Origin of the sequence: Comamonas sp. SY3, from assembly GCF_041730275.1 — a bacterium.
Taxonomy (GTDB): Bacteria; Pseudomonadota; Gammaproteobacteria; order Burkholderiales; family Burkholderiaceae_C; genus Comamonas; species Comamonas sediminis.
The window spans coordinates 217,430-244,060 of record NZ_JBGTYN010000005.1 but is presented as its reverse complement, the minus strand read 5'-3'; the positions used below and the strand labels follow the sequence as shown (position 1 = coordinate 244,060).

Annotated in this window: 25 protein-coding genes; 11 read left to right on the top strand and 14 right to left on the bottom strand. The window is 64.8% G+C overall.

Annotation, left to right across the window (positions count from 1 at the left end; translation table 11 throughout):
* Positions 1–20: 20 nt before the first annotated feature.
* On the top strand, positions 21–557 hold the full coding sequence (locus tag ACCQ08_RS09335) for a GNAT family N-acetyltransferase (protein ID WP_373449609.1): 537 nt from the start codon (positions 21–23) through the stop codon (positions 555–557).
* Between the two features lie 2 nt (positions 558–559).
* Positions 560–2,104 (top strand): MFS transporter, encoded by a 1,545-nt coding sequence (locus ACCQ08_RS09330; RefSeq protein ID WP_373449608.1) that lies wholly within the window; start codon positions 560–562, stop codon positions 2,102–2,104.
* Position 2,105: 1 nt separating this feature from the next.
* Here ACCQ08_RS09330 and ACCQ08_RS09325 read toward each other — a convergent pair whose 3' ends face one another.
* The 7 genes from ACCQ08_RS09325 to ACCQ08_RS09295 form a co-directional block, all read right to left on the bottom strand.
* Positions 2,106–3,338, bottom strand: a complete 1,233-nt coding sequence (locus ACCQ08_RS09325) for an acyl-CoA dehydrogenase (RefSeq protein WP_373449607.1) — start codon at positions 3,336–3,338, stop codon at positions 2,106–2,108.
* Between the two features lie 55 nt (positions 3,339–3,393).
* Positions 3,394–4,698, bottom strand: a complete 1,305-nt coding sequence (locus tag ACCQ08_RS09320; protein ID WP_312461902.1) for an NtaA/DmoA family FMN-dependent monooxygenase — start codon at positions 4,696–4,698, stop codon at positions 3,394–3,396.
* A gap of 55 nt (positions 4,699–4,753) precedes the next feature.
* Complete coding sequence (locus ACCQ08_RS09315; protein WP_373449606.1) at positions 4,754–6,514, bottom strand: dipeptide ABC transporter ATP-binding protein; 1,761 nt, start codon at positions 6,512–6,514, stop codon at positions 4,754–4,756.
* Entirely contained in the window at positions 6,511–7,431 is a 921-nt protein-coding gene (locus ACCQ08_RS09310; protein ID WP_373449605.1) for an ABC transporter permease, read from the bottom strand. The genes ACCQ08_RS09315 and ACCQ08_RS09310 overlap by 4 nt, the downstream gene beginning before the upstream one ends.
* Complete coding sequence (locus ACCQ08_RS09305; protein WP_239812443.1) at positions 7,428–8,345, bottom strand: ABC transporter permease; 918 nt, start codon at positions 8,343–8,345, stop codon at positions 7,428–7,430. Before ACCQ08_RS09305 ends, ACCQ08_RS09310 begins: the two co-directional genes overlap by 4 nt.
* On the bottom strand, positions 8,342–9,880 hold the full coding sequence (locus tag ACCQ08_RS09300) for an ABC transporter substrate-binding protein (protein WP_239812444.1): 1,539 nt from the start codon (positions 9,878–9,880) through the stop codon (positions 8,342–8,344). The genes ACCQ08_RS09305 and ACCQ08_RS09300 overlap by 4 nt, the downstream gene beginning before the upstream one ends.
* An 89-nt stretch (positions 9,881–9,969) precedes the next feature.
* Positions 9,970–11,499: a rhodanese-like domain-containing protein gene (locus ACCQ08_RS09295; RefSeq protein WP_373449604.1), complete on the bottom strand. Its 1,530-nt coding sequence runs from the start codon at positions 11,497–11,499 to the stop codon at positions 9,970–9,972.
* A gap of 257 nt (positions 11,500–11,756) precedes the next feature.
* Here ACCQ08_RS09295 and ACCQ08_RS09290 point away from each other — a divergent pair, with 257 nt between their 5' ends.
* Positions 11,757–13,424 (top strand): phosphoethanolamine transferase, encoded by a 1,668-nt coding sequence (locus tag ACCQ08_RS09290; RefSeq protein WP_373449603.1) that lies wholly within the window; start codon positions 11,757–11,759, stop codon positions 13,422–13,424.
* Between the two features lie 24 nt (positions 13,425–13,448).
* Here the strand turns inward: ACCQ08_RS09290 and ACCQ08_RS09285 are convergent, their stop codons facing one another.
* From ACCQ08_RS09285 to ACCQ08_RS09275, 3 genes are all read right to left on the bottom strand, one after another.
* On the bottom strand, positions 13,449–14,666 hold the full coding sequence (locus tag ACCQ08_RS09285; RefSeq protein WP_373449602.1) for a sensor histidine kinase: 1,218 nt from the start codon (positions 14,664–14,666) through the stop codon (positions 13,449–13,451).
* Between the two features lie 30 nt (positions 14,667–14,696).
* On the bottom strand, positions 14,697–15,386 hold the full coding sequence (locus ACCQ08_RS09280) for a response regulator transcription factor (protein ID WP_373449601.1): 690 nt from the start codon (positions 15,384–15,386) through the stop codon (positions 14,697–14,699).
* A 228-nt stretch (positions 15,387–15,614) separates the two neighbouring features.
* On the bottom strand, positions 15,615–15,863 hold the full coding sequence (locus ACCQ08_RS09275; RefSeq protein WP_373449600.1) for a hypothetical protein: 249 nt from the start codon (positions 15,861–15,863) through the stop codon (positions 15,615–15,617).
* A gap of 341 nt (positions 15,864–16,204) precedes the next feature.
* Here ACCQ08_RS09275 and ACCQ08_RS09270 point away from each other — a divergent pair, with 341 nt between their 5' ends.
* The gene (locus ACCQ08_RS09270; RefSeq protein WP_239812449.1) at positions 16,205–16,357 is read left to right on the top strand and encodes a hypothetical protein; all 153 of its coding nucleotides are present in this window, start codon (positions 16,205–16,207) and stop codon (positions 16,355–16,357) included.
* Between the two features lie 69 nt (positions 16,358–16,426).
* On the opposite strand, the gene ACCQ08_RS09265 is transcribed toward ACCQ08_RS09270, so the two are convergent.
* The 4 genes from ACCQ08_RS09265 to ACCQ08_RS09250 form a co-directional block, all read right to left on the bottom strand.
* Positions 16,427–16,597, bottom strand: a complete 171-nt coding sequence (locus ACCQ08_RS09265; RefSeq protein ID WP_239812450.1) for a hypothetical protein — start codon at positions 16,595–16,597, stop codon at positions 16,427–16,429.
* A 142-nt stretch (positions 16,598–16,739) separates the two neighbouring features.
* Positions 16,740–16,934 (bottom strand): hypothetical protein, encoded by a 195-nt coding sequence (locus tag ACCQ08_RS09260; RefSeq protein WP_239812451.1) that lies wholly within the window; start codon positions 16,932–16,934, stop codon positions 16,740–16,742.
* A 203-nt stretch (positions 16,935–17,137) separates the two neighbouring features.
* Positions 17,138–19,675, bottom strand: a complete 2,538-nt coding sequence (gene ligD, locus ACCQ08_RS09255; protein ID WP_373449599.1) for a DNA ligase D — start codon at positions 19,673–19,675, stop codon at positions 17,138–17,140.
* A 23-nt stretch (positions 19,676–19,698) separates the two neighbouring features.
* The gene (locus ACCQ08_RS09250; RefSeq protein ID WP_373449598.1) at positions 19,699–20,715 is read right to left on the bottom strand and encodes a Ku protein; all 1,017 of its coding nucleotides are present in this window, start codon (positions 20,713–20,715) and stop codon (positions 19,699–19,701) included.
* Positions 20,716–21,013: 298 nt separating this feature from the next.
* Between ACCQ08_RS09250 and ACCQ08_RS09245 the strand changes: the two genes are divergently transcribed.
* From ACCQ08_RS09245 to ACCQ08_RS09215, 7 genes are all read left to right on the top strand, one after another.
* On the top strand, positions 21,014–21,226 hold the full coding sequence (locus ACCQ08_RS09245; RefSeq protein WP_373449597.1) for a hypothetical protein: 213 nt from the start codon (positions 21,014–21,016) through the stop codon (positions 21,224–21,226).
* A gap of 42 nt (positions 21,227–21,268) precedes the next feature.
* The gene (gene otsB, locus ACCQ08_RS09240) at positions 21,269–22,036 is read left to right on the top strand and encodes a trehalose-phosphatase (protein ID WP_373449596.1); all 768 of its coding nucleotides are present in this window, start codon (positions 21,269–21,271) and stop codon (positions 22,034–22,036) included.
* Complete coding sequence (locus tag ACCQ08_RS09235; protein ID WP_373449595.1) at positions 22,033–23,466, top strand: trehalose-6-phosphate synthase; 1,434 nt, start codon at positions 22,033–22,035, stop codon at positions 23,464–23,466. Before otsB ends, ACCQ08_RS09235 begins: the two co-directional genes overlap by 4 nt.
* Before the next feature lie 126 nt (positions 23,467–23,592).
* Complete coding sequence (locus ACCQ08_RS09230; RefSeq protein ID WP_373449594.1) at positions 23,593–24,618, top strand: acyl-CoA dehydrogenase; 1,026 nt, start codon at positions 23,593–23,595, stop codon at positions 24,616–24,618.
* Positions 24,606–25,364 (top strand): PIG-L deacetylase family protein, encoded by a 759-nt coding sequence (locus ACCQ08_RS09225; protein ID WP_239812458.1) that lies wholly within the window; start codon positions 24,606–24,608, stop codon positions 25,362–25,364. The genes ACCQ08_RS09230 and ACCQ08_RS09225 overlap by 13 nt, the downstream gene beginning before the upstream one ends.
* Positions 25,361–25,939, top strand: coding sequence for a class I SAM-dependent methyltransferase (locus tag ACCQ08_RS09220; protein ID WP_312526755.1), 579 nt, complete (start codon positions 25,361–25,363; stop codon positions 25,937–25,939). Before ACCQ08_RS09225 ends, ACCQ08_RS09220 begins: the two co-directional genes overlap by 4 nt.
* A gap of 10 nt (positions 25,940–25,949) precedes the next feature.
* Positions 25,950–26,621: a glycosyltransferase family 2 protein gene (locus ACCQ08_RS09215; RefSeq protein WP_373449593.1), complete on the top strand. Its 672-nt coding sequence runs from the start codon at positions 25,950–25,952 to the stop codon at positions 26,619–26,621.
* The last annotated feature ends 10 nt before the right edge of the window (positions 26,622–26,631 follow it).

Genomic DNA, 26,631 nt, shown 5'->3' with positions numbered 1-26,631 from the left:
TATGGCGCAATATCCAGGCTATGCAATCGATCAACAAACAAGCACCCGCCCTGACGATGGCCTGGTGCCACGACCCCGCACAGTCGCCAGCGATCCTGGCGCTGTTCATGGGCCAGCTCAGTCCCCATTACATCTCCCATGGCGAGCTGCAGTCTCCGCGCGCCATCGCACCGGGCCAATGGAGCCCCCATCTCGCCGACAGCATGGCCCTGCAGATTGAGGCCACCCTCGCCGCGCCTGAGGCCAACGCGATGCAGCGCATCGCCACCGCCCACCAGGGCAGCGCGCTGGTTGGCATCGCCTTTGTCTCGCTCGACGAGGAGCAGCGCGCGCCCACCCCGTTTGCCACCCTGGATGACCTGGTCGTCAGCCCCGCCGCACGCGGCCAGGGCCTGGGCCAGGCGCTGTTTGGCTGGGTCTGCACGCAGCTGCAGGCCAAAGGGGTACAACGCCTGTTTCTGGAGAGCGGTATCGGCAACCAGGGCGCGCACCGGCTGTTCGAGCGCCTGGGCTGCCAGCCCGTGTCCGTCACGATGATGAAAGAACTGGGAGTCTGACCATGGCACTGCATTCCAGAAGATGGCTGGTGCTGGCCATCGTATCCATGGCCCTGCTGCTGATCGTCGTCGACATGACGGTGCTCTACACCGCCCTGCCCACACTCACCCATGACCTGGCCGCCTCCACCTCGATGAAGCTGTGGATCGTCAACGCCTATGCGCTGGTGGTGGCTGGCCTGCTGCTGAGCACCGGCGCCTTGGGCGACCGCCTGGGCTACCGGCGCATGTTCATGCTCGGCCTGGTCGTTTTTGGCATTGCCTCGCTGGCGGCCGCCTATTCGCCCAATGCAGGCATGTTGATTGCCGCCCGCGCGCTGCTGGGCGTGGGCGCGGCCATCATGATGCCCGCGACCCTGGCCATCATCCGCATGAGCTTTCCCGACCAGCGCGAGCGCTCAGTGGCCATTGGCATCTGGGCCTCGGTCGCCTCGGGCGGCGCAGCGCTGGGCCCCGTGGTCGGCGGCGTGCTGCTGGAGTACTTCTGGTGGGGCTCGGTGTTTCTGGTCAATGTGCCCATCGTGGCGCTGGCTCTGGTGCTGACCGTGTGGCTGATTCCCGTAGACCGCCTCCAGCACAAGGCCAGCCTGGCCGGCTGGGACTACACCAGCTCGCTGCAGGCCATGGTGGCCATGGTCAGCCTGGTGCTGAGCATCAAGGAGCTGGCCAAGCCTGCGCCATCACTGGGCTTTGCCGCGCTGATGGGCGTCCTCAGCGCCGTGGTGCTGGCCGTCTTTATCCGCCGCCAGCTCAGCCGTCCCCAGCCGCTGATCGAGCTGCGCCTGTTCCGCATTCCCACATTCTCGGGCGGTGTGATTGCCGCCGTGGTGGCCGCCGTCGCCTTGGTGGGCGTGGAGCTGGTGTTCAGCCAGCGCCTGCAACTGGTGCTGGGGCTGAGCCCGCTGCAAGCGGGGCTGGCGATCCTGCCGATCCCGGTGGCGGCCTTTGTGGCCGGCCCCATCGCCGGCTGGGCACTGTCGCGCCTGGGCACGCACCGGCTGATTCTGGCGGGGCTGTTGGTCAGCGCAGTGGCACTGTGTGCATTGACGATGAGCCTCAACACGGGCGCCCACAGCCTGCAGAAAATCGCCGTGCTGGCCGTCCTGGGCCTGGGCGTGGGCGCCACCATCACCGCCGCCTCCAATGCGGTGATGAACAGCGCGCCGCCCGAGCACGCGGGCATGGCCGCCTCGGTCGAAGAGGTCTCCTACGAGTTTGGCGGCGTGCTGGGCGTGGCGCTGTTGGGCAGTGTGCTGTCCTGGCGCTATACCAGCAGCCTGGTGCTGCCGGCCCAGCTGCAGGCCACCGGCGCCAGCGATGGCATCGACGCCGCGTTGCTGGCTGCAGAAAAGTTGCCGCCCGAGGCAGCGGCCCAGCTGCTGGGCCTGGCCCACGCAGCGTTTGACCAGGGCTTTATGGCGGTGATGGCCACTGCCGTGGTGCTGGTGTTGGCCGCAGCGCTGGCGGTGGCGCTGCTGCGCAGCCGTGGTCAGCAACAGGCCACCGTGGGGCACCGCAGCGGCGCGGTGGCCAGCGAAGGGCACTGACCTAGAAAAAGTCCTTGTCGGGCAGCGGCTCGCCATGCACGACCAGCTTGCCCAGCGCCAGCGCCTTGTACAGCGCCGGATTGTGCGATGCCACGGTGCGGGCATTGCGCCAGTGGCGGTCCAGGTTCTGCGTGCGCAACGTGGAGGAGGCGCCGCCCAGGTCAAACACTGCCGTGCCGGCCTGCAGCACCAGGCCATCGACGATGAGCTTGGCCTTGGCAGCCAGCACGGCGGCATGGTGGGCAGTGTCTTTCAGCGCGGGGTCGCCCTCCGCCGTGGCCAGCGAGGCATCCTGCGCATGGCTGGCCGCAGCCACCACTGCCTCAGCGGCAAACAGCTGGGCCGACAGATCGCCGACGATCTTCAGCAGCAACGGGTCTTCTGCCGGGGTATCGGCAGCGGCAAAGAAAAAGCCCTTGCGCGACCGCTTGTGCAGCATCGCCGACGCATCACGCACAATGGCCCGCAAGATGCCGGTGTTCACCGCCGTCAGGAACAGCTGGGGCAAGGTGCTTTTGTAGGGCCGGCTGTAGCCGGTGCCGGCGCTGTCCACGATGATCTCCTCGGGCTCCACCCGCACGCTGTCGAACAAGGTGGTGCCGCTGCCGGTCATGCGCTGGCCCATGGCATCCCAGTCATCGACCAGGTTCACGCCTTCGCGCCGCGTGGGGATGATGGCAGTGACATCGCGCTCCTGCGCGTCGCGTGCCCGCACGATGACGAAATCCGCATACAGGCTGCCGGTGCTGTAGAACTTGGCGCCGGTCATGCGAAAGTGGGCGCCGTCGGGCACCAGGCGTGTGAAGGTCTTCTCGCCGCTTCTGGCCTGTGCCAGCTCGGTGTTGGCGAGGCCGAAGATCGCCCCCTGGGCCACCTGATCGCGCCAGAAATGCGCCTGCGCACTGACCGGGTTGCGCGCGAAGCGCTCCACAAAGACAAAGTGGTTGCGCAAGATATGCGCAACGTTGGAATCGGCTGCGCCCAGCGCTATCACCTGCTCCATCAGCCCCGCCATGCTGGCCCCCGTGCCGCCATCGGCCACCGGCAGGCGGTAGGCGCCAAAGCGCTGGTCCTTCAAGACCTGGATCTGCGCAAACGGCAGAATGCGCTTTTCCTCGCGCTCGGCCGAGCCGGCGGCGATCTCGTCAAACAGCGCTTGCCAGTCGGTGCGGGCGGTTCCGCTGGCCGCGCTCTGTGCTGCGGGGGTCAGGGTCTGGGGAGGGTCGATTTTCATAAACGGTTCTGCAAAAAGCGCCGGGCTGGCCCGGCGGGTAGGTATGAAGAGGAGATCAAGCCGCAGCCAGCCCCAGGTTGCCGCGCAAAGTGCTGGCGTTATAGGTTTCGCGGTAGACCCCTGCCTTGCGCAGCAGCGGCACCACCTGGTCGACAAAGTCCTCCAGCCCCGAGGGCAGCACGTCATGCATCAGGTTGAAGCCATCGATGGCGCCACTGCGGAACCAGGTCAGCATGTAGTCAGCCACCTGCTCTGGCGTGCCGACGATGGTGTTGTGGTTGCTGCCGCCGCCGTTTTGCGCGCGGATCAGCTCGCGCACCGTCCAGCCATGGCTGCGCGCCTTGTCCAGCACATTCTTCGCAAAGGTGGTCATGCCGTTGCCTGGCAGTTGCAGGTCAGCGGGCAGCGGCTGGTCCAGGTCGGCATGGCCAAAGCGGGTCTGCAGCAGGTCGGACAGGTAGTTGAGCCCCTGCTCGATGGGCACCAGGTCGGCCAGCGCTTGGGCGCGCTGCTGCGCGGCCTGCTCGGTGCCGCCCAGCACGGTGACCAGGCCGGGGAACACCTTGACGGCGCTGGTGGCACGGCCCAGCGCCTTCAGCCGGGTATCCAGCGCCTGGCGGTAGCCTTGCGCCTGCGCCAGCGACGGCGCCAATGTAAACACCGCATCGGCATGCTGGGCGGCCAGGTCCAGGCCGGCATCCGAGCCGCCGGCCTGCACCACCAGCGGCCGGCCTTGCGGGCTGGGCGGCACGTTGATGGGCCCTTCGACCGAGAAGAACTCGCCGTGGTGGGCGATCGGACGGATCTGCGCCGGGTCAAAGTACTGGCCCGTTGCGCGGTCAGCCACAATGCCGCCGGGCCCCCAGCTGGCCCACAGGTCCTTGAGCACCTGGCTGAACTCCGCTGCGCGCCGGTAGCGGTCGGCATGCGCCAGCGGCGCGCTGCGGCCAAAGTTGCGCGCAGCCTCGACATCGGCCGAGGTGACGATGTTCACCCCCGAGCGCCCGCCACTGACCAGATCCAGCGATGCAAAGCGCCGCGCAATGTTGAAGGGCTCGTTGTACGACGAAGACACCGTCGCCAACAGGCCGATGTGCTGGGTCTTCGCGGCGATGAGGGTCAGCAGGATGCTGGGCTCGATGGCCGGAAACGGGCGGTGCAGACTGTTGCCGGGGAAGGCCGCGCGGTCCGAGAAGAACACCGCGTCAAAGCCGCCCCGCTCTGCCGTCTGGGCCAGGCGGACAAAATAGTCGGGCGTCACCGGCCACAGCGGGTCGTTCTGCGGCCACAGCCAGGCAGCGGCATGGGCGCCTGCACCATAGATATTGAGGTTGAGATGAAGTTGGGTGGGCAGGCTCATCGTGTTCTACACACTGTGGGAATCAAAAAGAAATCGGCGCAAGCACGGCGCGGCATCAGGCCACCCGGGCCAGCGCGGCGCCGGCCGGCGCAGCCGGGCGGTTCTTGAAGCGGCTGCGCGCCGGGTCGATGTCGAGCATCGCATCGAGCAGGCTGCGGGTGTAGGCGTGGCGCGGCGCGCCAAAGATCTGGTCACGAGGGCCGGCTTCCACCACCCGGCCCTTTTCCAGCACCACGATGTCGTCCGAGATCGCGTAGACGCTCTCAAGCCCATGGGCGATGAACACCATACTCAGCTGCAGCTCCTTCTTGAGCCGCTGCAGCAGCGCCAGGATTTCGGCCTGCACCGAGACATCGAGTGCGGAGACGGGCTCGTCGCAGACCAGCAACTGGGGCTTCACGCTCAGCGCCCGCGCAATGCAGACGCGCTGGCGCTGACCGCCCGACAGCTCATGGGCAAAGCGGTCCAGGGCCGAGGCCGGCAGGCCCACCATCTCCAGCAACCGGGCCGCTTGCGCACGCAGCTGCGCTGCGGTCCAGCCCGGTTGCTCGGCCAGCGGCTCGGTGATCAACTGGCCAATGCGCATGCGCGGGTTCAGCGATGCATACGGGTCCTGGAACACCATCTGGATACTGGCGCCTGCGCGCACTGCCGGGTCGCTCAGATCGGCGCCCTCAAAGCGAAGCTGCCCGCCATCGGCGTGCGCCAGGCCGGCAATGATGCGTGCCAACGATGACTTGCCGCTGCCCGACTCTCCCACCAGGCCCAGGGTGCGCCCCCGTTGCAACGAGAACGACACCTGGTCCAAGGCCAGGTGCTTGTGCGCCTTGAAGTGCCAGGCGCGGGGCTGTTGGTAGTACTTGCTCACGGCATCAAGTTGCAGAATCGCTGGCGCTTGCTGCGCAGCCTGCGGCGCTAGCAAGCCGGCCTCTGCCAGCGGCTGGCGCACCACCGCAGGGATGCGCGGCGCCAGCGCCAGCAACTGGCGCGTATAGGCGGCCTGCGGCCGGGCAAACAGCTGCTGCACCGGCGCAGACTCGACCATCTCGCCGTGGCGCATCACATGCACCTGGTCGGCCACCTGGGCGACGACCGACAGGTCATGGGTGATCAGCAGCACCCCCACATCGGACTGCTCGGCGGTGCGCACCATCAGCTCCAGCACCTGGGCCTGGACGGTGTTGTCCAGCGCGGTGGTGGGCTCGTCGGCAATCAGCAAGGCCGGCTCGCCCGCCATCGCAATGGCCAGCATCACACGCTGGCGCATGCCGCCCGAGAGCTGGAACGGGTAATCCTGCAGCAGCTGCGCCGGCCGGGGCAGGCCCATGCGCGCCAGCAGGTCAATGGCCTCGGCCCGGCGCTGGCGGCGCGTGAGCTGGCGCTTGTAGTACAGCACCTCTTCGATCTGGTCGCCGATGGTCAGCACCGGGTTCAGTGACGACAGCGGCTCCTGGAACACCATGCCCACGTCGGCCCCGCGCAGGCGGCGCCAATCGGCCTTGCCCAGCTGGCGCAGATCACGGCCATTGAGCAGGGCCTCATCCGCACTGAAGCGGGCATTGCCCGGCAACAGGCCCAGCACGCTCAAGGCCGTCAAGGTCTTGCCAGAGCCGCTCTCGCCCACCAGTGCCACCACCTGGCTGCGTTGAACTTCCAGGTCCACGCCGCGCACCAGGCGCAGCGGCTCGCCGCCATCGTGGGGTTGCAGCGTGACACCGGCATTGCGGTAGCGCAGAACCGTATCTGCCCGGCGGGTCTGCAGCACGGCAAGGCTGGGGGCGTTGGCCGCAGGGGCGAGGCTTGGGGCAGCAGTCATGGCAGGCGGGGGTCCAGGTAGTCTCTGAGCCAATCGCCCAGCAAGATGATGCTAAAGACGGTGGCTGTCAGCGCCACACCGGGAAAGGTGCTGATCCACCAGCTGGTCGCCAGCTGCTGGCGTCCGTCGGCCAGCATCTGGCCCCAGGAGATATCGGGCGGCTGGATGCCAAAGCCCAGAAAGCTCAGCGAGGACTCCGTCAGGATGACGGTGCCGATGTTCAAGGTGGCCACGACGACCAGGGCCGGCAGGATATTGGGCAGGATGTGGCGCAGCAGCAGGCGCGAGCTGCGCACACGGCTGACCCGCGCCGCCGCCACGAACTCCAGCTCCTTGACGCGCAGCACCTCGGCCCGCGCAATGCGGGTGTAGATCACCCAGTTGGTGAGCGCTGTCACCACAATCAGCGGCGCCAGGCCCGCGCCGGCCACCAGGGCAACCACCAGCATGAACAGCATGGCCGGAATGGCCAGGGTCGCATCGACCACACGCATCAGCACCTGGTCCAGCCAGCCGCCGCGCAGCCCTGCCAGCACGCCGATGGCCACCCCGATGGCGCCCGAGAGCGCGACCGCCGCCAGCCCCACCACCACCGAGCTGCGCGCGCCATAGATGATGCGCGCCAGCATGTCGCGGCCCTGGCCATCGGTGCCCAGCGGATAGGCCCACTGGCCCTTGTCCAGCCAGACGGGCGGCAGGTAGCGCAGCGACAGATGGCGTTTGACCGGGTCGGCCAGCGGCAGCAGATCGGCGCCCAAGGTGGCCAGCAGGATCAGCAGCAGCAAGAGGGCGCCAAAGCGGCCACTGCGGCTGCGCCACAGCGCGCGCAAAAAGTGCCGCAGGCGCGATGGCTGGGCCGCCACTGCGGGCGCATCGGCCTGCAGGGCCGTGCCGGTGTTCAGAACCACGCCGCTCATAGTTTCATCCTCGGATCAATCAGGCGGTAGACCACATCGGTAAGAAAGTTCACCAGCAAGGTCATCGCGGTGATCACCAGCACGCTGATCTGGATCACCGCCATGTCCTTGGTGTTGATCGCCTGCACGATCAACTGGCCCAGGCCCGGCCAGGCAAAAATGGTCTCGGTCACCAGCGCCCCGCCCAGCAGCGCCACGACGTGCAGCGAGGTCATCGTCACCGTCGGAATCGCGGCATTGCGCAGCGCATGCTTGCCAATCACCAGCCAGTCGGGGATGCCTTTGGCATAGGCGGTGCGCATGTAGTCCTGGCTCAAGGTCTCAAGCATGCTGGCCCGCACCAGCTTGGCCAGGTCCCCGGCAAAGGCGGTGCCCAGGGTCAATGCCGGCATCACCAGGTGCGCCCAGGTACCACTGCCCGATACCGGCAGCCAGCGCAGGCTGACGCCAAACACCAGGATCAGCATGATGGCGACCCAGAAATTGGGCATGGCCTTGCCCAGCACGGCCACGCCGGAGACCGCATGGTCGACCCAGCTGCCGCGCCGCAAGGCCGCTGCCATACCGGCCGGCACCGCGATCAGCACGGCCACCAGCATCGATGCAGCGGCCAGCAGCAACGTGGCGGGCAGGCGTTCGAGCACGATGGGCAGCGCCGAGCTGCCATAGCGGTAGGAGGTCCCAAAATCGCCATGCAGCAGGTTGCGCATGTAGTTGAAGTACTGCATGTGCACCGGCTGGTCCAGCCCCCAGGCGGCGACCATGGCCAGGCGGTCCGCCTCCGAGGCCTGATCCGGGATCATCATCACGGTCGGGTCGCCGGCCAGAAACACCAGCGCAAACACGATCAGGGTGACCGTGAACAGCACCGGCACCGCCTGGAGCAGCAAGCGCCACAAGGCCGAGAAAATCATGCGCGCCGCACTTGTTCAGCGGGGATCATCTCGTCAAAGCGGCCGGCAAACTGCACCCGCTTGTTGACGCTGTAGATCGCCTTGGGGTAGAGCACGCCGATGCGGGCACGGTCCTGCGTGATGATCTCCTGCGCACGCCAGATGATGGCCTGGCGCTCCTTCTCGCCGGTGGTGGCAGGCAACTCGGCGGCCAGGCGCTCGAACTCGGCGTTCTTCCAGTGCGGATTGAAGCGCTTGAGCGAGCCCATGTTCAGAATGAAGGAGGCATCGGTGTACGAGCCCATGCCCCAGAAGTAGATCTCGCCATGCGAGTCACTGCCCACGCGCGCGTTGTAGATGCTCCACTCCTGCACTTCGAGCTGCGCATTGAGCCCCACATCCTGCAGGTAGCCGACGATGGCCTCGGAGACCTCGCGGTCCTTGATGTAGCGGCCACTGGGCGAGCCAAAGCGGATCTTCGCCCCCTTGGCGCCGGCCGCCTGGATCAGCTGGCGGGCCTTGTCGGGGTTGAAGGAGTTGGTTGCCGTCAGGCGTGTGTTGGCATTGGGGATCTCGGGCGGGAACAGGCCGCGCGTGGCGGTGGCGTAGCCATCGGCCACCACATCGGCCAGCTCCTGGCGGTTGATCGCCAGGTCGATCGCCTCACGCACCCGCGCATCGTGGGTGACCACACCGGGCTCGGTACGCAGGTGCAAACCAAAGTTGCGCGCAATATTGAAGGCGACGATGCCGGTATCGGCATTGGACTTGAGGCGGCCGATATCCTCGGGCGGAATGTTCACCGCCAGGTCCACCCCGCCAGACAGCGCCTCGGCCACCCGCGTCGCCGTCTCCGGGATCGCACGGATCACGACCCGTTCCCAATGCGGCGCCCCACCCCACCACTGCGGGTTGCGCGCCAGCACCAGGCGGTCCGCCTTTTTCCACTCGACAAACCGGTAGGGACCGGTGCCGATGGGCTTGGCAAAGAAGGCCTCTTCGCTGCCTGCGGCCTGGAAGGCATGCTGGGGCAGGATCGAGCCGCCATTGCCGACAAAGTTGTGCAGGAACAGCGGATCGGGCTTGCTGGTAACCAGGCGCACCCGGTGCGGTCCCAGCACCTCGACCTTCTCGACCGAGCGGAACTTCTCCACCGCGCTGAGCAGCTTGGGGTTGCCCTTCATGCGCTCGACGGTGAACTTCACATCGTCGGCAGTGAACGGTTTGCCGTCATGCCAGCGCACATCGCTGCGCAGCTCAAACACCCAGGTGCGCGGGTCTTCCTGCTTCCAGGACTGGGCCAGTGCTGGCGTGAACACCATCTTGCCGTTCGGAAACTCCTTGTTGACCAGGTATTCGTAGAGGTTGACCAGCGCCGACTGCGTGCTGTTGTTCTCGTGGTTGGCGGGGTCGAGCGACAGGATGTCGTTGCTCTGTGCAATGGTCAACGTGGTGGACCCTGCGGCAAAGGCGATCTGCGGCAGCGCAAAGGGCAGCGCGGCTACGCTGGCGGAGGCGGCGGCGTTTTTCAGAAAGATACGGCGGCTGGTAGGCATGGAGTGTTCGAATCAAAAAGAGAGGGAGAAAGAGGCTGCCAACGGCCGCGCTACGGCCCCTGGCGAATGCAGGCAATGGAAGGCGCGGATCAGCGCAAACAGAACAGCGCCCGTTCCTGCGCATCGATCTGCGCGAGCAGGCCGGTTTCCCATTCCAGGTAGGCCCGTGCGGCCGCCTTGTTGCCGCTGTGGCGGTCATGCACAAAAAACAGGTAGTCGATGCGCTCGGCGTCGCTGGGCACATCGGCGCTGGCCACCACCTCCAGACCCGCATGCCGCCACTGCGCGGGCCCCTCGGTCAGCACCAGCGCGTTGCCGCCCACATCGCGTGCTGCGGCGGCCGCCAGCGCTGACTCCGCCGTGATGAACACCGTGGGACGGGCACCATCGTTGCGCTGCAGCAGCGGCCGGATGGACCAGCGCGCGCCCGCAATATGGCCAGCGCGGTAGCTGGCGCTGTCGCGCAGATCGACCAGGTCATAGGCGCCAAGGTCAGCAGCCAGATCGGCACTGCGGATGCGGGGCAACGCCGCTGCGGCCGGCTGCACTGCGGGGATGGCAGGCAGCGCATCGGGCGTGGCCAGATAGGCCTCATGCCCCAGGCGGCGCAGCCAGACCGCCGTCATCGGCGCGCGCAGGCCGTCGGTATCCACCAGCACCAGGCGCGCATTGCGCGTTCCCAGGTACTGGTCGGTGGCCTGCACCAGCTGGCCGCCGGGCGCATGGGCCACCCCGGCGATCGGGCTGGCAGCAAATTCTTCGGGCGAGCGCACATCCAGCAGATAGGTGGTGCGTTCCGGCTCGGCCAGCCAGGCAGCCAAGCCAGCCGCGCCGATCCGCTCCACCCCATGCTCGGCGCTCAGCTCGGCAAGACGGGCCGCTACCTCGGGTGCCGGTGCACGGCGGTGTTCGGGGTAGCTGCGGCTTTGGCCATGGTCGAGCGGCAGGTCGTTCAGATACCAGCCCTGGGTGCCGTTTTCCAGCGCATAAATGGGGTTGGGCAGGCCCAGATCGCGCAGGGTCTGCGCGCCCACAATGGAGCGGGTGCGGCCTGCGCAGTTGACCACCACCGTGGTTTGCGCATCGGGTATCAGGTCTGCATGGCGCAGCGCCAGCTCCCCATTGGGACAGCTGATCGCGCCGGGAATGCTCATCTTGTTGAACTCAGCCAGCGGCCTGCCATCCAGTACCACCAGCGGGTGGCCAGATGCCTGCCATTGCTGCAGCTGCCGCGCGCTGATATGGGGCGTGCCCAGCGCGGCCTCGGCCAGCTCACCAAAGGTTTTGGAAGGCAGGTTGACCCCCTTAAACAGCACCAGGCCAGCGGCCTGCCAAGCAGCCACCCCGCCCTCGGTGATGGACAGATCGCTGTAACCCCATGCGGCCAGGGCCTCTGCAGCGCGGCGGGCAACGCCGTTGCCGCCATCGATCAGGATGATGCGGGTGGACCGCCTGGGCACGAGGCGGTCGATATCGGCTTCGAGCCGGCTATAGGCCAGCGGAATCGCCAGGAACGGATGCCCCTCCCCAAACTCACCGGCTTCGCGCACATCCAGAAACGCGAACTCTTTGCCGTCCGCCAACAGGGCTTTCACGGACAGGGGACTCAGTGCTTGCATAAAAACCATCATCTCTCGGACACAGCCCCGGACGCAAAGGCGCCCGGGGGAGAGCTGCGATTGTGCGCAGGGGCCCACGCCGCGAAAACGAATTAATCTACTTAGCATATTTGCTCAGTGACTATGGAGGTATTGCCAGCGTGTCCGGGTGCCGTCAAGAGGCTGCGTGCATAGTTGCCACGCCGCGTGATGCTTAACAACTTTCTGACACTTGGTTTTTGACACTGCACACACCGTTTATTCCCAGGAACCTGTGCGTGCCAAGACCTTTTACCTCCATACGATTGAACCCGGTGCAGCTCAGCTGGGTCGCCGCTCTTTTCTTTACCACGTTGGGAAACCTGGTGCTGTGGCAAACCTTGTTCGCGAAGGTGGAAGTCAACAGCCTGCACAGCCTGCTGTTCTTCTTCAGCCTGCCAGTTTTCCTTTTCTGCTTTTTGAATCTATTGCTCTCGCCTGTGCTGGCGCTGCCCTATGTGCGCAAGCCCATCCTGGTGTGCTTGGTGGTGGTCAGCGCAAGCTGTAGTTACTTCATGTACCACTACCAGGTGCTCATCGACCGCAGCATGGTTCAGAACTTCTTTGAGACCAACCAGGCGGAGTTCGCCTCCTATTTCTCCATTTCCCTGATGCTCACCATCGTTGTACTCGGCGTACTGCCCGCAGCACTGATGGTGTCGATCCCGAGCAAAAGCCTGCCCAGTTCCTGGCACACTGCCTTTTGGTGGCTGGGCAATGTGGTGGTGGCAGCCACCATGCTGGCAACGCTGGCCATGCTGTTCTACAAAGACTACGCATCACTGCTTCGCAACAACCAGGAAATCCGAAGCCAGGTCCTCTTCTTCAACTTCGTCCACAACACCAACAGCTACCTCAAGCGCAAGCACCAGGCACGCTCCCAACCGATCCGGACCGTGGCAGAGGATGCACGGCGCACACAAAGCGCCGCCGACAGCCGACCCAAGCTCGTCATTGCCGTCATCGGCGAGACAGCGCGCGCGCAGAACTTCCAGCTCAACGGCTACCCGCGCGCGACAAACCCTGAGCTCTCTCAAAGAGATGACATCATCAGCTTCAAAAATGTGTCTTCCTGCGGCACGTCCACCGCCGTGTCGCTGCCTTGCATGTTTTCGCGCCTGAGCCGGCAGCAGTTCGACCAGGTCCGCGCAGCGACCGAAGAGAACCTGCTCGATGTGCTGCAACGCACCGGCGTGGAAGTTTTATGGCGCAACAACAACAACGGTGGTTGCAAAGGGGTCTGCGCGCGCGTGCCCACCGACAACATGCCCAAAGTGAAGGTGGCCGGGCTTTGCGTCAACAAGGATGGCACCTGCTATGACGATGTGCTGCTGCACGAGCTGGACGCCCGCATCCAAGCGCTGCAAGGAGATGCGCTGATCGTGCTGCACCAGCTGGGCAGCCATGGCCCGACGTATTTTGAACGCTTCCCTGCAGAAACCGCCAGCTTTCATCCTGTCTGCAATAGCAATCAGATTCAGAATTGCAGCAACGAAGCGCTTACCAACACCTACGACAACACACTGGTCTACACCGACCGCAAACTGAGCAAGGCGATTGCACTGCTGCAACGGCATGCGATGGTGCGCGATGTGGCGATGGTCTACCTCTCGGACCATGGTGAATCACTGGGAGAAAAGGGCATGTATTTGCACGGCACTCCTTACATCATTGCCCCTAAAGAGCAGACCCATGTGCCGCTGGTGATGTGGCTCTCACCAGAATTCGCCAAGAGCAGCCAAGTGGATGTCTCCTGCCTGCGCCAGAATGCGGACAGCGCGCACTACAGCCAGGACCATTTCTACCACTCCATGCTGGGGCTCTTCAACATCGAAACCAGTGTCTACCAGCCGCATCTCGACCTGTTCTCGCCTTGCCGTGTGGCTGCCAACGCTCCCAGCTTTTGAGGGCTGTGAGCCCAAGCACGCCCTCTACCACTCCAGACCAAAGCGACAACCTCGGCTGCTGCTGTGCACCACCATACGCCAGCCCAGGTGGCCCACCATGCGTTGCGCGATCGACAGACCCAGTCCTTGCCCACGGGCGCTTGCGCTGGGCGCAAAACGCTCAAAATGCTGCGTGTCCATACCTGCAGGCAAGCCTGGCCCGGTGTCGGAGACCACCAGGCTGCGCGCACTGAGGGTAATACGCACTTCTCCACAGCTGGTGTATTGGCAAGCATTGCGCACCAAATTCCAGACCACGCTGCGCACCAATTCAGCGTTGGCGCTGGTTCGCGCCTCCGCCAATACATCCAGTACCAACAAGACAGGTTTATCGGCCACCCAGGGCTGGCAGCGGTCTACGCAATCTTGCACTAAGGGAAGCAGAGGGAGGACAGTGCGCGACAGCTTTTGCGGCTCCCGAGATAGCAGCAAATAGCTCTCCAGCTGCAACTCCATCTCTTGCGCCGTGCGCACAATGCGCGCAGCGCTGGCAGTCAGGGCACTGTCCTGAGGCAGTTGGTACACGAGTGTCTCCGCGGCACAAGCAACAATCGCCAGCGACGTGCGCAACTCATGGCTGGCATCACTCACAAAGCACTGCTCACGCTGTAGAAACTGTTCGGCCTCCTGCTGGCGTTGTGCAATGGCGCGCGCCAGCACCCCAATTTCATGGGTTTCATGGAGAAACGGAAACGACTTTTGCTTGCGCTGCAGGGCATAAACCAGATCGCTGATGGGCGCCATCGCTCGCTTGGATACCCAATAGCCTGCCCAAGCTGCGCCCAGCAGGCACAGCAGGATAGCCAGCAAGGCATATCCTGCAATAACGCGCTCAAAATAGCTGCGCCGAGCATCGGTATGAACGAGGAAGTACAGCTGCCCCTGGATGTCAAATACCAACAGGTGCCAGCGGCTTCCGTCAACTTTGTGGTAACCCACGCCATAGTGCCTGAATGACTCTGCCACGTTGCGCATGTCATAGAGCTGGTAGTCATCGGCCATGACGGGAGACTTGCCCTGCTGCATCGCACGCTGGATACGGTCCTTCTCCTGGTGCAAATGCTCCGAGATGATGCATTCTTTCCGCGCCTCTGCATCCAGCCACTCCGCAGCGGCGATCAGGGCCAGTGCCGCCAACATCAACAGGACAAAGCCGCATGTGATGCGCACTTTTAGCGTCATCTGGTTGGCGAAACGCATCATGCTGACCACCTCCTCGGCAATCGATCAGGGCTATGCCGCGTCCTGGCCCCGGTCCAGGCTCCAGCCGATGCCGTGCACGGTTTTGATAAGAGCCGATGAGAAGTTCCTGCCAATCTGCTGGCGCAGATCATGGATATGGGTGCGCAAGGCATCACTTGCGGGGGGCTCATCACCCCAAAGCAGGTAGACCATCTCCTGCTTTCGGACCACAGCCGGTGCCGCGCGCATCAGGCAGAGCAGCAGCTTATGGGTCGTTGGCGTCAGGCTGATGTGCTGGCCCTGCCGCCAGGCTTGCGGCAATTGGGTGTCCACCGTCAAATCCTCCCAGACCAAGCTGCCTTGCACCAGCCGGCACTGGGCGCGGCGCACTATGGCCTGGATACGCGCATGCAGCTCTTGCAAAGAGAAGGGTTTGACGAGGTAGTCATCGGCCCCTTGTGCCAAGCCGCGCACGCGGTCATCGACGCTGGCCTGCGCCGTGAGCATCAGCACCGGAACCGGGTTTTGGAACTCTTGGCGCAACCTTCGGCACAGCGCAAGACCGTCGAGTTGCGGCAGCGTCACATCCAGCAAGACAGCGTCGTAGTCATTCTGGGTCGCCGTCCTGAGCCCTGTCAGCCCATCGCGGGCATCGTCCAGCACATAGCCCAGCGGCTCCAAAAAGGCATACAGACAGCCCACCAGCTCGGGGTTGTCTTCCACAATCAGCACTCGGGTCATAGTCAATAGGCATTTGAAATTGCTTGAATGATCTAGTCCCGGCAGACTGGGGAAGATGATTGAAGCTATTAAATCAATAGCAGCACAGAGGGTCTCGGTTACGTTTTAAAAAGAATCTGAAGTTATAGAGAATCCCGAAACTAGCGGCATTGCGCTGCAAGACATGACTCTAATCTTTATTTATCGTTAATTTCTATTCGTTTTTGATTATTGATAAATTTAATGAAATTAGTTCAACTTGGGCTCACTGGGCTCTGCGTTGGTAGAGGCCTTGCTTGTTGACTCTGCACCACGCCGGGCCATCGCCGGGCCCAGGATCAGCAACAGCGCCAATGCAGCCCAAGCCGTTGCCAGCCAATGATTGGCCTGCAGACCCCCGCCATGCACCACCTGCCCTCGCCCCCAGGCGCGCAGTGCAATGCCGGTGTTGAGCATCCCGACATACAGCGCTGCCGCGGCCTCCATCATCCAGCTCATCTAGTCAACGCCCCCGCCAACGATGATGGACGTCGCCAGCCCACCGCCGCTGCTAGCACCAAGTGCGTCGCCAATCCACCCGCTACCGCCCCAGCCCCCCATGCACAAACTCAGCAGGACGTGGGCGGACAGCATGCAATCCTAGCTTGTTACCAAGGCCGATGAAACGCAGCGCTGCTGTCTGACCAGACAGTCAAACCGCCGGGCGCTGCGTTGACGGCAGCGCACCGCCGGCCACTACAGCCTTGCAAGCAACCCGACTACAGTCCCCAGGGCTTGGCAGCCTTAACCTGACAGGGCAGCGAAACAGATGCTGTGATTCCACTTTCAGGAGACCCCGAATGACCTACCAGCAGCAACCCAACCAGAACCCCAATGGCCAACAACCTGCAGAAAAGCAGCAGGACCAGCAAAACCAGCAACGCCCTGCGCAGCAGCAGCAACAAGGCCGCGAACAGAACCAGCGCCAGCAAGAGCAGTCGCAGCAGCAATAACGCCTGTGCGGCAGCCTGTCTCAGGCACGCATGAAAAAGCCCGCAAACGCGGGCTTTATGTCGTGTCGCTTAGCGGCGAAATTGCGCTTGGTAATGCTTCAGTGCCAATTCCACATCCTGCAGACGATCATATTGCGGCGAGCCCAACAGGGGCTCCAGGTCCCGCAAACCAATCACTTCCAGTTCCAAACGCTCGTACTGCGCCTGTGTAGTCACAAGCAGGTCCTGTGCTTGTCGCATCAGACCCCCTTTCCACCCGAGCATAAACGGTGCAAAAGTGTTTATATATTCAGGTTATTCACCTTAACGCTTTTCAAGCAGATTGCAAAGTTCTTTTACATATACCCACGCTGGCCACCGGTGCCTGGCACCGGTGCCCGGCTTACTCGTCGGGCAGCTTCCAGCTGCCGGCGGTAATCGGCCGGGTCAGCTGCTCGATTTTGGCGTCGATCAGCGACAGGCGGGCGTGTTCAATCGTGCCTTCGGCCGGCAACTCTGCCAGCAGCTCCGCACCCTGGGCTTTCAGCGTGTCCAGATAGGCATCTTTTTCCTGGTCGTTTCCGGTTTGCGTAGACATCTCTGGCCTCCAATGCTTTATGGTGCAGAAACTGTAACAAAACTACCAAGAATTTCTAGTCAGAAAACACTAAATTACAGAGAGAACCCATAAATTCCTACAGGCCCATCGGAAAGCGCTGCGCAGTTATTTGACTGACGGATAGCCATTTCAATATCCATTCAACAGCCGAAAGACCGGCTGCTCGGCGCGCGCTGGCATCGTTAGCGCTGGGCTGCGGAATGCTCGGCCGAATAGCCGAGCTGCTTCATCGCTGCGGTGATCGATACGGCTGCGGCGCTGTAGCCATCCCAGGGTGCATTGCCCTTGCGAAAACGCTCTTCCACCGAGGTGATGGACCAGTGCGCGCCGCTCGAGACCCGATCCAGCTCGGCCCATTCGATAGGTACCGACACCCCCATCCCTGACCGCGCCCGTGCCGACCAGGCGCTGACCGTGGTCGCGCCCCAGCCATTGCGCAGGTAGTCAACAAAGATTTTGCCTTTGCGGTTGCTGGGCCCGCTTTTCGCGACAAAGCGCTGCGCGATGGTCTCGGCCAGATGCTGCACGATCGCCTTGGAGAAACCCTTGACGGTGTCCCAGTCATGGCGCCGCTGGATCGGAACCACCACATGCAGGCCCTTGCCGCCGCTGGTCTTCAAGAAAGCAGGCAGCCCCAGCTCCTGCAGCAGCACCCGCACCAGTTCGGCGCCCTCCTGCACCGCAGACCAGGGCACGCCCTCGCCGGGGTCCAGATCAAAGGTCATGCGGTCAGGCCGCAAGATCTTGTCGCGCTGGGCATTCCAGGTGTGAAACTCGACCACATTGAACTGTGCCGCCTGCAGCAGGCCCTGGATGCTGGCAATGCTCAGCAGCGGCGGATGCTCCGGATCCAGCGAGTGGGGCAGCTGAACGATTCCCTCCATCTCGCGCGTCTGCAGATGCTTTTGGAAGAAATGCTCGCCCGCCACGCCGTCGGGCGTGCGCATCAGCGACGTGGGCCGGCCTTTGAGGTGCGGCATCATCAGCGAGCCGACCCGCTCGTAATAGCGCACCAGGTCCAGCTTGGTCACGCCGGTGGAGGCGTCCATCACGCGCTCCGGGTGGCTGACCTCGATCGCTGCAGCGGGCGCAGGCTTTGCTTTTTGCGTTGGGGGCATCGTCGCACTCTCCTCCCTGGTGATCTGGCGCGCAGGCTTGTCCTGCCGCAAGCCATGGAAAACTGCCTGGCGCACCCGGCCTTGTGCCGTCCACCCGGCAAACGCGACTTCGGCGACCAGCATAGGCTTGACCCACTGCGCCTGGTAGTCAATGCGCTCAGGATCTGCAAAGGGGCAGACGCGCACCTGGATGCGCTCGAGCTGCCGGGTCAGCTCGCGCAGGCTGGCCTCATTGAAGCCGGTGCCGACGTTGCCCGCATAGACCAGCCGCCCTTGGCCATCATGCACACCCAGCAACAGCGAGCCCAGCCCGGTGCGCGATCCTTTGGGACTGGTGTAGCCGCCAATGACGAACTCCTGCCGCTTCTGGCATTTGAGCTTGATCCAGTCGGCCGTGCGTCCCGCGTGGTAGGCGGCATCCTTGCGTTTGCCGATGATGCCCTCCATGCCCAACGCGCAGGACGAGGCCAGCAGCTGCGCCGCATCCCCTGCGAAAGCCTCACTGAGGCGAATCGCGTCGCCCAGCCCCTCGCTGGACTGCAGCGCCGCCTGCAAGGTCTCGCGCCGCGCCTGCCAGGGCTGGCCGCGCAGATCCTGGCTATCGGCAAAGGCCAGGTCAAACAGGTAGTAGACCAGCGGGGTCTGGGCGCTGCCATCGAACGCATTTTGCAGCAGCTGAAAATCGGGCAGCCCCTGGGCATTGAGTGCCACCACTTCCCCATCCAGCCAGGCATCGGCGAGGGGCAGCCGGCCCAGCGCTTGCGCCAGGCCGGGCATCTTCGCCGTCCAGTCCTTGCCATTGCGCGTCCATAGCTGAACCTGCGCACCCTTTTTCCGCGCCACCATGCGGTAGCCGTCAAACTTGAGCTCCCAGGCCCAATGCTCGGCGTCGGCAGGCGGGGCATCAACCAGCACGGCCAGCTGGGGTTCCAAGGTCTTGGGCAGCGGCGATGTCTTGGTCCTGGTACTCGCCTTCGCCTTCACCTTGGCCTTGGGCTTTGCCGGAGCGGCGGGCGCTGCACGCCCTGGGGCCTGGGCAGACGACAGCGGCGGCGCCAGGCCTGCCACGCTGTCAGGCTGGGCCTCGACCACCTCGAACTCCTCTGCACTGCGGGCAAAGTCGTCCGCCTCCTTGATCAGCAGCCAGGGCGGCTGCCGGTCGCTCTCCTTGCCCTTCATGCGCACGAGGGTCCAGCGGCCTTGCAGCTTGTGGCCCTGCAACTCAAAGTGCAGCTTGCCTTTGCGGTAGCCCTCCAGCGGGTCGGCCAGCGGCGTCCACAGGCCCTTGTCCCAGACGATGACCTTGCCTGCGCCATAGTTGCCTGCGGGAATCTGGCCTTCAAAACGGTTGTAGGAGATTGGGTGGTCTTCCACCTGTACAGCCATACGCTTGTGGCTGGGATCGAGGCTTGGCCCCTTGGGCACCGCCCAGCTTTTCATCACGCCGTCGAGCTCCAGCCGCAGGTCGTAGTGCAAATGGCTGGCCCAGTGTTTCTGGATGACGAACTGCAGCTGGCCGGCGACCGGTTCACCGCCCTCGGCCGGCTCGGGCGTGACCGCGAAATTGCGCTTGCTCTGGTATTTGGACAAGGAGCTGGGCATGCTGAAATCCTCCTGCCAGCAGCTCAGGCGCTGCGGCGCCTTGGCGCAGCCTTGGCCGTCTTGGAAGTCTTGGACGCCTTCGCAGTGCCGGCCCGGCTTTTGCTTGCAGCACTGGCGGACTGAGTGGCCGTGGCTGCCTTCTTCTTCGCGGGCGCCGCCTTGGGTTTGGACGCCGCCGGCGCAGGCTTGGCATCCCCGGCGGTCTTGGCGCCCGCTCCACCGGCCAGGCTGCGCTTGAGCAAGGCCGTCAGGTCCAGAATCTCGGCGCCTGCCGACAGCTCGGACTTCTGCTCCACCTTGGCGACCTCTTCGACATCGCCCGATTTGACCTTGGCGTCGATCAGCTTGTGGATCTCCTCCGAGAACGAGTTGCGGAAGTCATCGGCATTCCAGGGCTGGGCCTTGTCCTCGATCAACGCGACCGCCATGTCCATCTCGGCGCTGGAAATGCCCGCCGCCTTGGCAGTCATCGGCGGCAGATCGAGCTGTTCGAACGAGCGGATATCGCCGCCCCAGCGCAGCAGGTTCAACACCAGCGCCCGCCCGCAGGGCACCAGCACCGCCAGGTGCTGCTTGGTCTGGATCACCACCTTGGCCACCCCCACCTTGTTGGTCTTGCGCAGCGCTTCGCGCAACAGCGCGTAGACCTTCTCGCCGCGCTTGAGCGGCGCCGTGTAATAGGGCCGCTCCAGGTAGATCAGCGGAATCTCGTCAGCATCGACAAAGGCCTCGATCTCGATGGTCTGCGTCGTCTTCGGAAACGCCGCGCTGATCTCCTCAGCGCTCAGGATCACATAGCGTCCGTCCTCATACTCGACGCCCTTGACGATATCGCTGCTGGCGATCTCCTTGCCGGTTCGCTTGTTGATGCGTTTGTAGCCCACCGGCTCCATCGAGCGCTTGTCGAGCCAGTCAAAGTCGATGCCCGAGTCGCGCGTGGCCGTGTACAGGCCGATCGGCACATGCACCAGCCCAAAGCTGATGGCGCCTTTCCAGATGGTGCGTGTCGATGTTGGAGCGTTCCCTTGCTGGTCCTTCATGCCTGCCTCCTGTGGTTCGCTCCAGTGTGAACGTCTGGCCCCGGACCCTGTGAGAGGAAATGACAACTTGCGCAGCAGACGCGGGACGACGGGCCTGCCGGAGAGGTCCCACAAGCCGTACGAGGCCATCACAGCCACCACGCTGCACGGCGCAGTAACGCGTCCGCAGGACTCCAAGCGCGGGCGCACAAATCCTACAGACCTGCGGCGCTGGCCGGGTCAATCTACAGGACATGCGGTCCCCGCCCGTGGCGGCGCTGACCGTTGGACCATCCACCCTTGATTTGAGGAGCGCACCATGGCCACTGCCCAACCCGCCGGCGAACCCCGGAATTTCCCCGAAGACGAATCGATGGACCCCGTCGGCGAACCGTATCCCGAGCAGGAGCCGCTGACGCCCGAGCCCGGCGATGACCCGCCCCACCCGCCCTTCTCCCCGGACAACGAGCCCGACATTCCGCAGGACCCTGAATCGGAGCGGGTCGTGAGCCCCGAGCCATTGGATCCCTGATATCCCCTCGCTCCGTTTCTGAACCTGTTGCAAAAGGCTGTGATGCCCACTGACCCGCTGATGCCGCCCTATCCGCAGCCGGATATGGCGCTTTTCCTTGACTTCGATGGCACCTTGGTACCGCTGGCTGCGACGCCCGACAGCATCATCGTGCCGCCGGGTCTGGTGCCGTTGCTGCAGCAGTTGCAGACCGTGCTCGGGGGCGCTGTGGCGGTCATCTCCGGCCGCGAGATTGCCGCCGTTGACCGGTATGTCCATCCGCTGCGCCTGCCCTGCGCAGGCAGCCATGGTGCCGAGCGCAGACGGGCAGATGGGCAGCAAAGCCAACTATTGGGCGATGGTCTGGAGCACATCGCTACTGCCTGTTGGCAACTGGCCGCCCGCCACCCTGCGTTGTTGGTGGAGTCCAAACCCAGCGGTGTGGCGCTGCACTACCGCCGCGATCCGACCCTCGAGCCGCAATGCCTGCGGGTGCTGGAGGGAGCCGTCGCAGGCCGCCCCGACTGGGTGCTGGTGCGTGGCAAATGCGTGATCGAGGCACTGCCGGCAGGCATCAACAAAGGCGCCGCCATTGCGGCGTTCATGCAAGAGGCACCATTTGCAGGCCGCACGGCCTGCTTTGCAGGAGATGATGTGACGGATGAAACCGGTTTTTCAGTGGTCCAGCAGCAGCAAGGGGTGGCCATCAAGGTCGGGCCCGGCGCCAGCTGCGCCCGCTATCGGCTCGGCGGCGTACCCCAGGTCCATGCCTGGCTGCATACCGCCTGTGCGCAGCTCACTGCGCGGCGCAGCCTGGAGGCGCGCGTATGAGCCGCCTGGTCATTGTCTCCAACCGCGTCGCAGACCCGCATGACACTGCGCCGGGCGGGCTCGCGGTGGCGCTGGAAGAGGCGCTGCAGCGCCACGGCGGCCTCTGGTTTGGGTGGAGCGGTGCCGTCACCGACAGCGACACGCCGCAGATGCACTGCGAACAGTGGCATGACGTGACCCGGGTCACCACCGAGCTGCGCCGCCAGGACCATGACAGCCACTACGCCGGTTACTGCAACAACATGCTCTGGCCGGTGTTCCACAACCGGCTCGATCTGGCGGCCTTCGACGCGGGCTACTGGGATGGCTACCGCCGCGTCAACCAGCAGTTCGCCCGGCAGCTGCTGCCGCTGCTTCAGGAGGACGACGTGGTCTGGGTGCATGACTACCACCTGATCGGCCTGGCAGCGGAGTTGCGGGCGCTCGGATGCCGCCAGCGGATCGGCTTCTTTTTGCACATTCCGTTTCCGCCCCCGGTCATCTTCATGGCGCTGCCGCAGCACGAGGCGCTGATGCAGTCCCTGATGACCTATGACCTGGTGGGGCTGCAGAGCAAACAGGACCTGCGGCATTTCAGCAGCTATGTGGTTGACCAGGCGCGCGGCCAGGCACGGCCTGGCGGCCACTTCCAGGCTTTTGGCAAACGCACCCGGTGCGAGTCGTTCCCGATCGGCATCGATGCCCAGGCCTTTGCGTCGCTGACCACGACCAGCGAGGCGATGCAGGTCCATGCGACGATGCAACGCGAATACAGCCAGCGCCGGCTGGTGCTCGGCATCGACCGGCTCGACTACTCCAAGGGCCTGCCCGAGCGCATCTGCGCCTTCCGCGATCTGCTGGCCCGCCATCCCCAGCACCGGCGCAGTGCCACGCTGGTGCAGATCGGCTCGCCCACCCGCGAAAGCGTGCAGGCCTATGCGGAGATAAGGGCACGGCTCGAGACCTTGTGCGGGGCCATCAATGGCGACTTCGGTGAGCTCGACTGGATGCCGGTACGCTACATCCACCAGGTGCTGACCCGCGCCCACCTGGCGGGTCTGTGCCGCGCCGCCGCTGTCGGCCTGGTCACCCCGTTGCGCGACGGCATGAACCTGGTCGCCAAGGAGTTTGTCGCCGCCCAGGATCCGGACGACCCCGGTGTGCTGGTGCTGTCCCGCTTTGCCGGGGCGGCTGAGCAGCTGCAGGAAGCGCTGCTCGTCAACCCCTACGACATTCATACGACGGCCAACACCATCGACCAGGCGCTGCAGATGCCGCTGGACGAACGCCTTGACCGCCACCGGCGGCTGCTGGCGCGCATCCAGGCCCAGGATGTGCATTGGTGGTGCAAGCGTTTTTTGGCAGCGCTTTCGCGGCCCACGACGTTCGGCATGCCGCCTCCCGCGCGCTACGCCTTCGAGCGCCATTCCACCGCGGTCAGCCGGCACTGACAAGGAGTCGGTGGGCCGTCCTTCCACGTCCACGCGGTATGCCATGCAGGATACATGGATGTGCATGTTTCCAGCCCCCGCCCCCGCTGTGCGCCCCTGTCCGGTGCCGCAAGGGGTGGCCTCACAATGATTGATTCCGACGATATCTCCGACCTCTTGGACCGCATGCCCCAGGCGGAACCCATGGCCCAGCTGCGTGCGCTGATCGACCATCAGCTGGACCAGTTGCCGCTGCCCGGCCATGGCCAGACACTGAGCCGCTGGCAAGCGCTGGCGAGCGTAGCCGCCTGCAATTTGAGCCTGGCCAAACTCTATGAAGGCCATACCGATGCGCTGGCGATTCTCGCTGAACTGGGCGCCACGGCCCTGGCGGGCAACCAGACCTGGGCCGTATGGGGCGCAGAGCCGCCCGGCAACCAGGTGCAAGCAACGCCGCTGAACACTGTGCATCGCCTCGATCCCGGAAGCCCGGTCCAGTTGTCGGGCACCAAGGCCTGGTGCTCCGGCGCACGCAGTGTGGACCATGCGTTGATCACCGCCTGGCTTCCCGGCGCGAAACGCTGCCTGGTGGCGGTGGCGCTGGACCAGCCGGGGGTCGAGGTTACCGGCGATGGCTGGGAGGCCGTCGGCATGGCCGCCAGCGCCAGCGTCGATGTGCGCTTGAAGAACGCATCCGGCACGCTGGTCGGCAAGCCCGGCGACTACCTGGCCCGCCCCGGTTTCACCCATGGGGGCGCCGGCGTTGCGGCCTGCTGGTATGGCGCCAGCACCCGCATCGCCGACTACCTGCTTGCCAGCGCCTGCACCAGCGAAGACCCGCATGCGCTGGCGCACCTCGGTGCGGTCGATGTCGCACTCAGCAGTACCGCTGCGCTGCTGCGCGCCACTGCCGCCCGCATCGACACCCGTCCTGACCAGGGCTGGCACCTGGAGGTCAATCGCAGCCGTCTGGCGGCCGAGTCGGCGGCGCAGCAGGTGTTGCGGCGTGTGCCACGCGCGCTGGGCCCGGGGCCGCTGTGCAAGGACCGCCAGCTGGCGCTGCTGCTTGCCGATCTGCCGATCTTCATCCGCCAAAGCCATGCCGAGCGCGATCTGGCAGCGCTGGGCCAATCCATTACCGAACAGAAAGACACCCTTCCATGGAAGCTCTGATATCCCGTGAGATTTTCGGCGAAGGCACACCTGAACTGCAGTGGCAGCCCTGGCTGGCCCAGGCACCGCTGGCCGACGATCCCTTGTCCGGTCTGCTGCAAGGCTGCCAGCGGGTGGTCATCGTCTCCCCCCATCCCGATGATGAAATCCTGGCGACCGCCGGCATCATGCAGCACTGTGCCGATAGCGGATTGCCCTGCACGGTGATCGCCGTCACCTCCGGCGAGGCCAGCCACCCAGGTTCGCGCCTGTGGACGCCCGACCAGCTGGCCCAGGCCCGCGAGCGGGAAAGCGCGCAGGCACTGGCGCTGCTATGCCCCGGCAGCCAGATCATCCACCTGCGCATTCCCGACGGCCAGGTGCAGGACCACCAGCCCCAGCTCGAGTCGCGCCTGCAGCAACTGCTGCGGCCGACCGATGCGGTGTTCTGCCCCTGGCGCTACGACGGCCACCCTGACCACGAGGCGACCGGCGAGGCCTGCGCTGCGGCGGCCCAGGAAGTCGGCAGCCGCCGGTTCGAGGTGCCGATCTGGACCTGGCACTGGGCCAGCCCTGGCGATGTGCGGGTGCCCTGGCAGCAGGCCGTGCGTATTCCGCTCAGCGCTGAGCAGCTGGACCGTAAATGTCTGGCCGTGTCCTGCTTCCGCACCCAGCTTCTGCCCGATCCGTCGACCGGCCGGCCTGCCATCCTGCCCCGCTGGGCCACGGCGCGCCTGCTGCGCAACTTCGAGGTGGTACTGCGATGAGCCAGCGCCAGCATTTTGAGGCGTTGTACCAGGCCTGTGCGGATCCCTGGAACGTGCAAACCGCGTGGTACGAGCGGCGCAAACGGCAGTTGCTGCTGGCTGCGCTTCCGCGCGAGCGCTACCGCCACGCGTTCGAGCCAGGCTGCGGCAATGGTGAAATGACGATAGCGCTGCTGGAGCGCTGCGACCAGCTGGTCGCCGCCGACTTCTCCGAGTCCGCGATCCTGCTGTGCAATGCGCGCATCCAGCGCGAAAGCCGGCGGGACCTGCATCTGCAAAAGCTGGAGGTGCCCCGGCAGTGGCCGCAGGTGCCAGAAGGCGGCTTTGACCTGCTGGTGGTGTCCGAACTGGCTTATTACCTCAGCGACTCGGAGCTGGGGCTTTTCAGCGAGCGCTGCCTGCAATCGCTGGCGCCCGGTGGCCATTGGCTGATGTGCCACTGGCGCCACGAGGCCGCTGACCTGTTACAGGCCGCAGACACGCTGCATGCGCAGATGGGCGCCAATACCGCGCTGCGCAGCCTGGTTGAGCACCGTGAACCCGATTTCTTGCTGGACGTCTGGGAAAAACTCTAGAGGGCACACCATGATTGGCATCTGTATACCTGCACATGACGAAGAGGACCTGGTGGAGGCCTGCCTGCACAGCGTCCTGACGGCGGCCGCGCACCCCGACCTGGGCGGCGAGGCCGTCAAGGTGGTGGTCGTGCTCGACAGCTGCACGGACGGCACCGCTGCGCTGGTGGCGAAATGGCCGGTCGTCGCCTTGTCGGTGGACGCACACAACGTCGGCGGTGCCCGGGCCGCAGGCGCCCGCCATCTGCTGCACCACCAGGCCCGCTGGCTGGCGTTCACCGACGCGGACACCTGTGTCGCACCCGACTGGCTCGCAGCGCAACTTTCGCTGGGCGCCGATGTCGTCTGCGGCACGGTCGAGGTCGACAGCTGGGCCGCCCATGGGCTGCAGGCCCAGGCCGCGCGCAGCCGCTTCGAAGCCAGCTACCAGGACCGCGAAGGGCACCGGCATGTGCACGGCGCCAATCTCGCGCTGTCTGCCAGCTGTTACCTGCAGGCCGGGGGTTTTGATGCCCGCGAATGCGGCGAAGACCAGGCGCTGGTGGACAGGCTGGAAGCACTGGGCGCCCATATCGCCTGGACGGCACGGCCGCGCGTTCTGACGAGCGGCCGTCCTTTCTCGCGCGTCGAACATGGCTTTGCCGGTGCCATCCGGCTCCATCCGGCGCAGGCGCTGCGCTGAACGCGCCAGC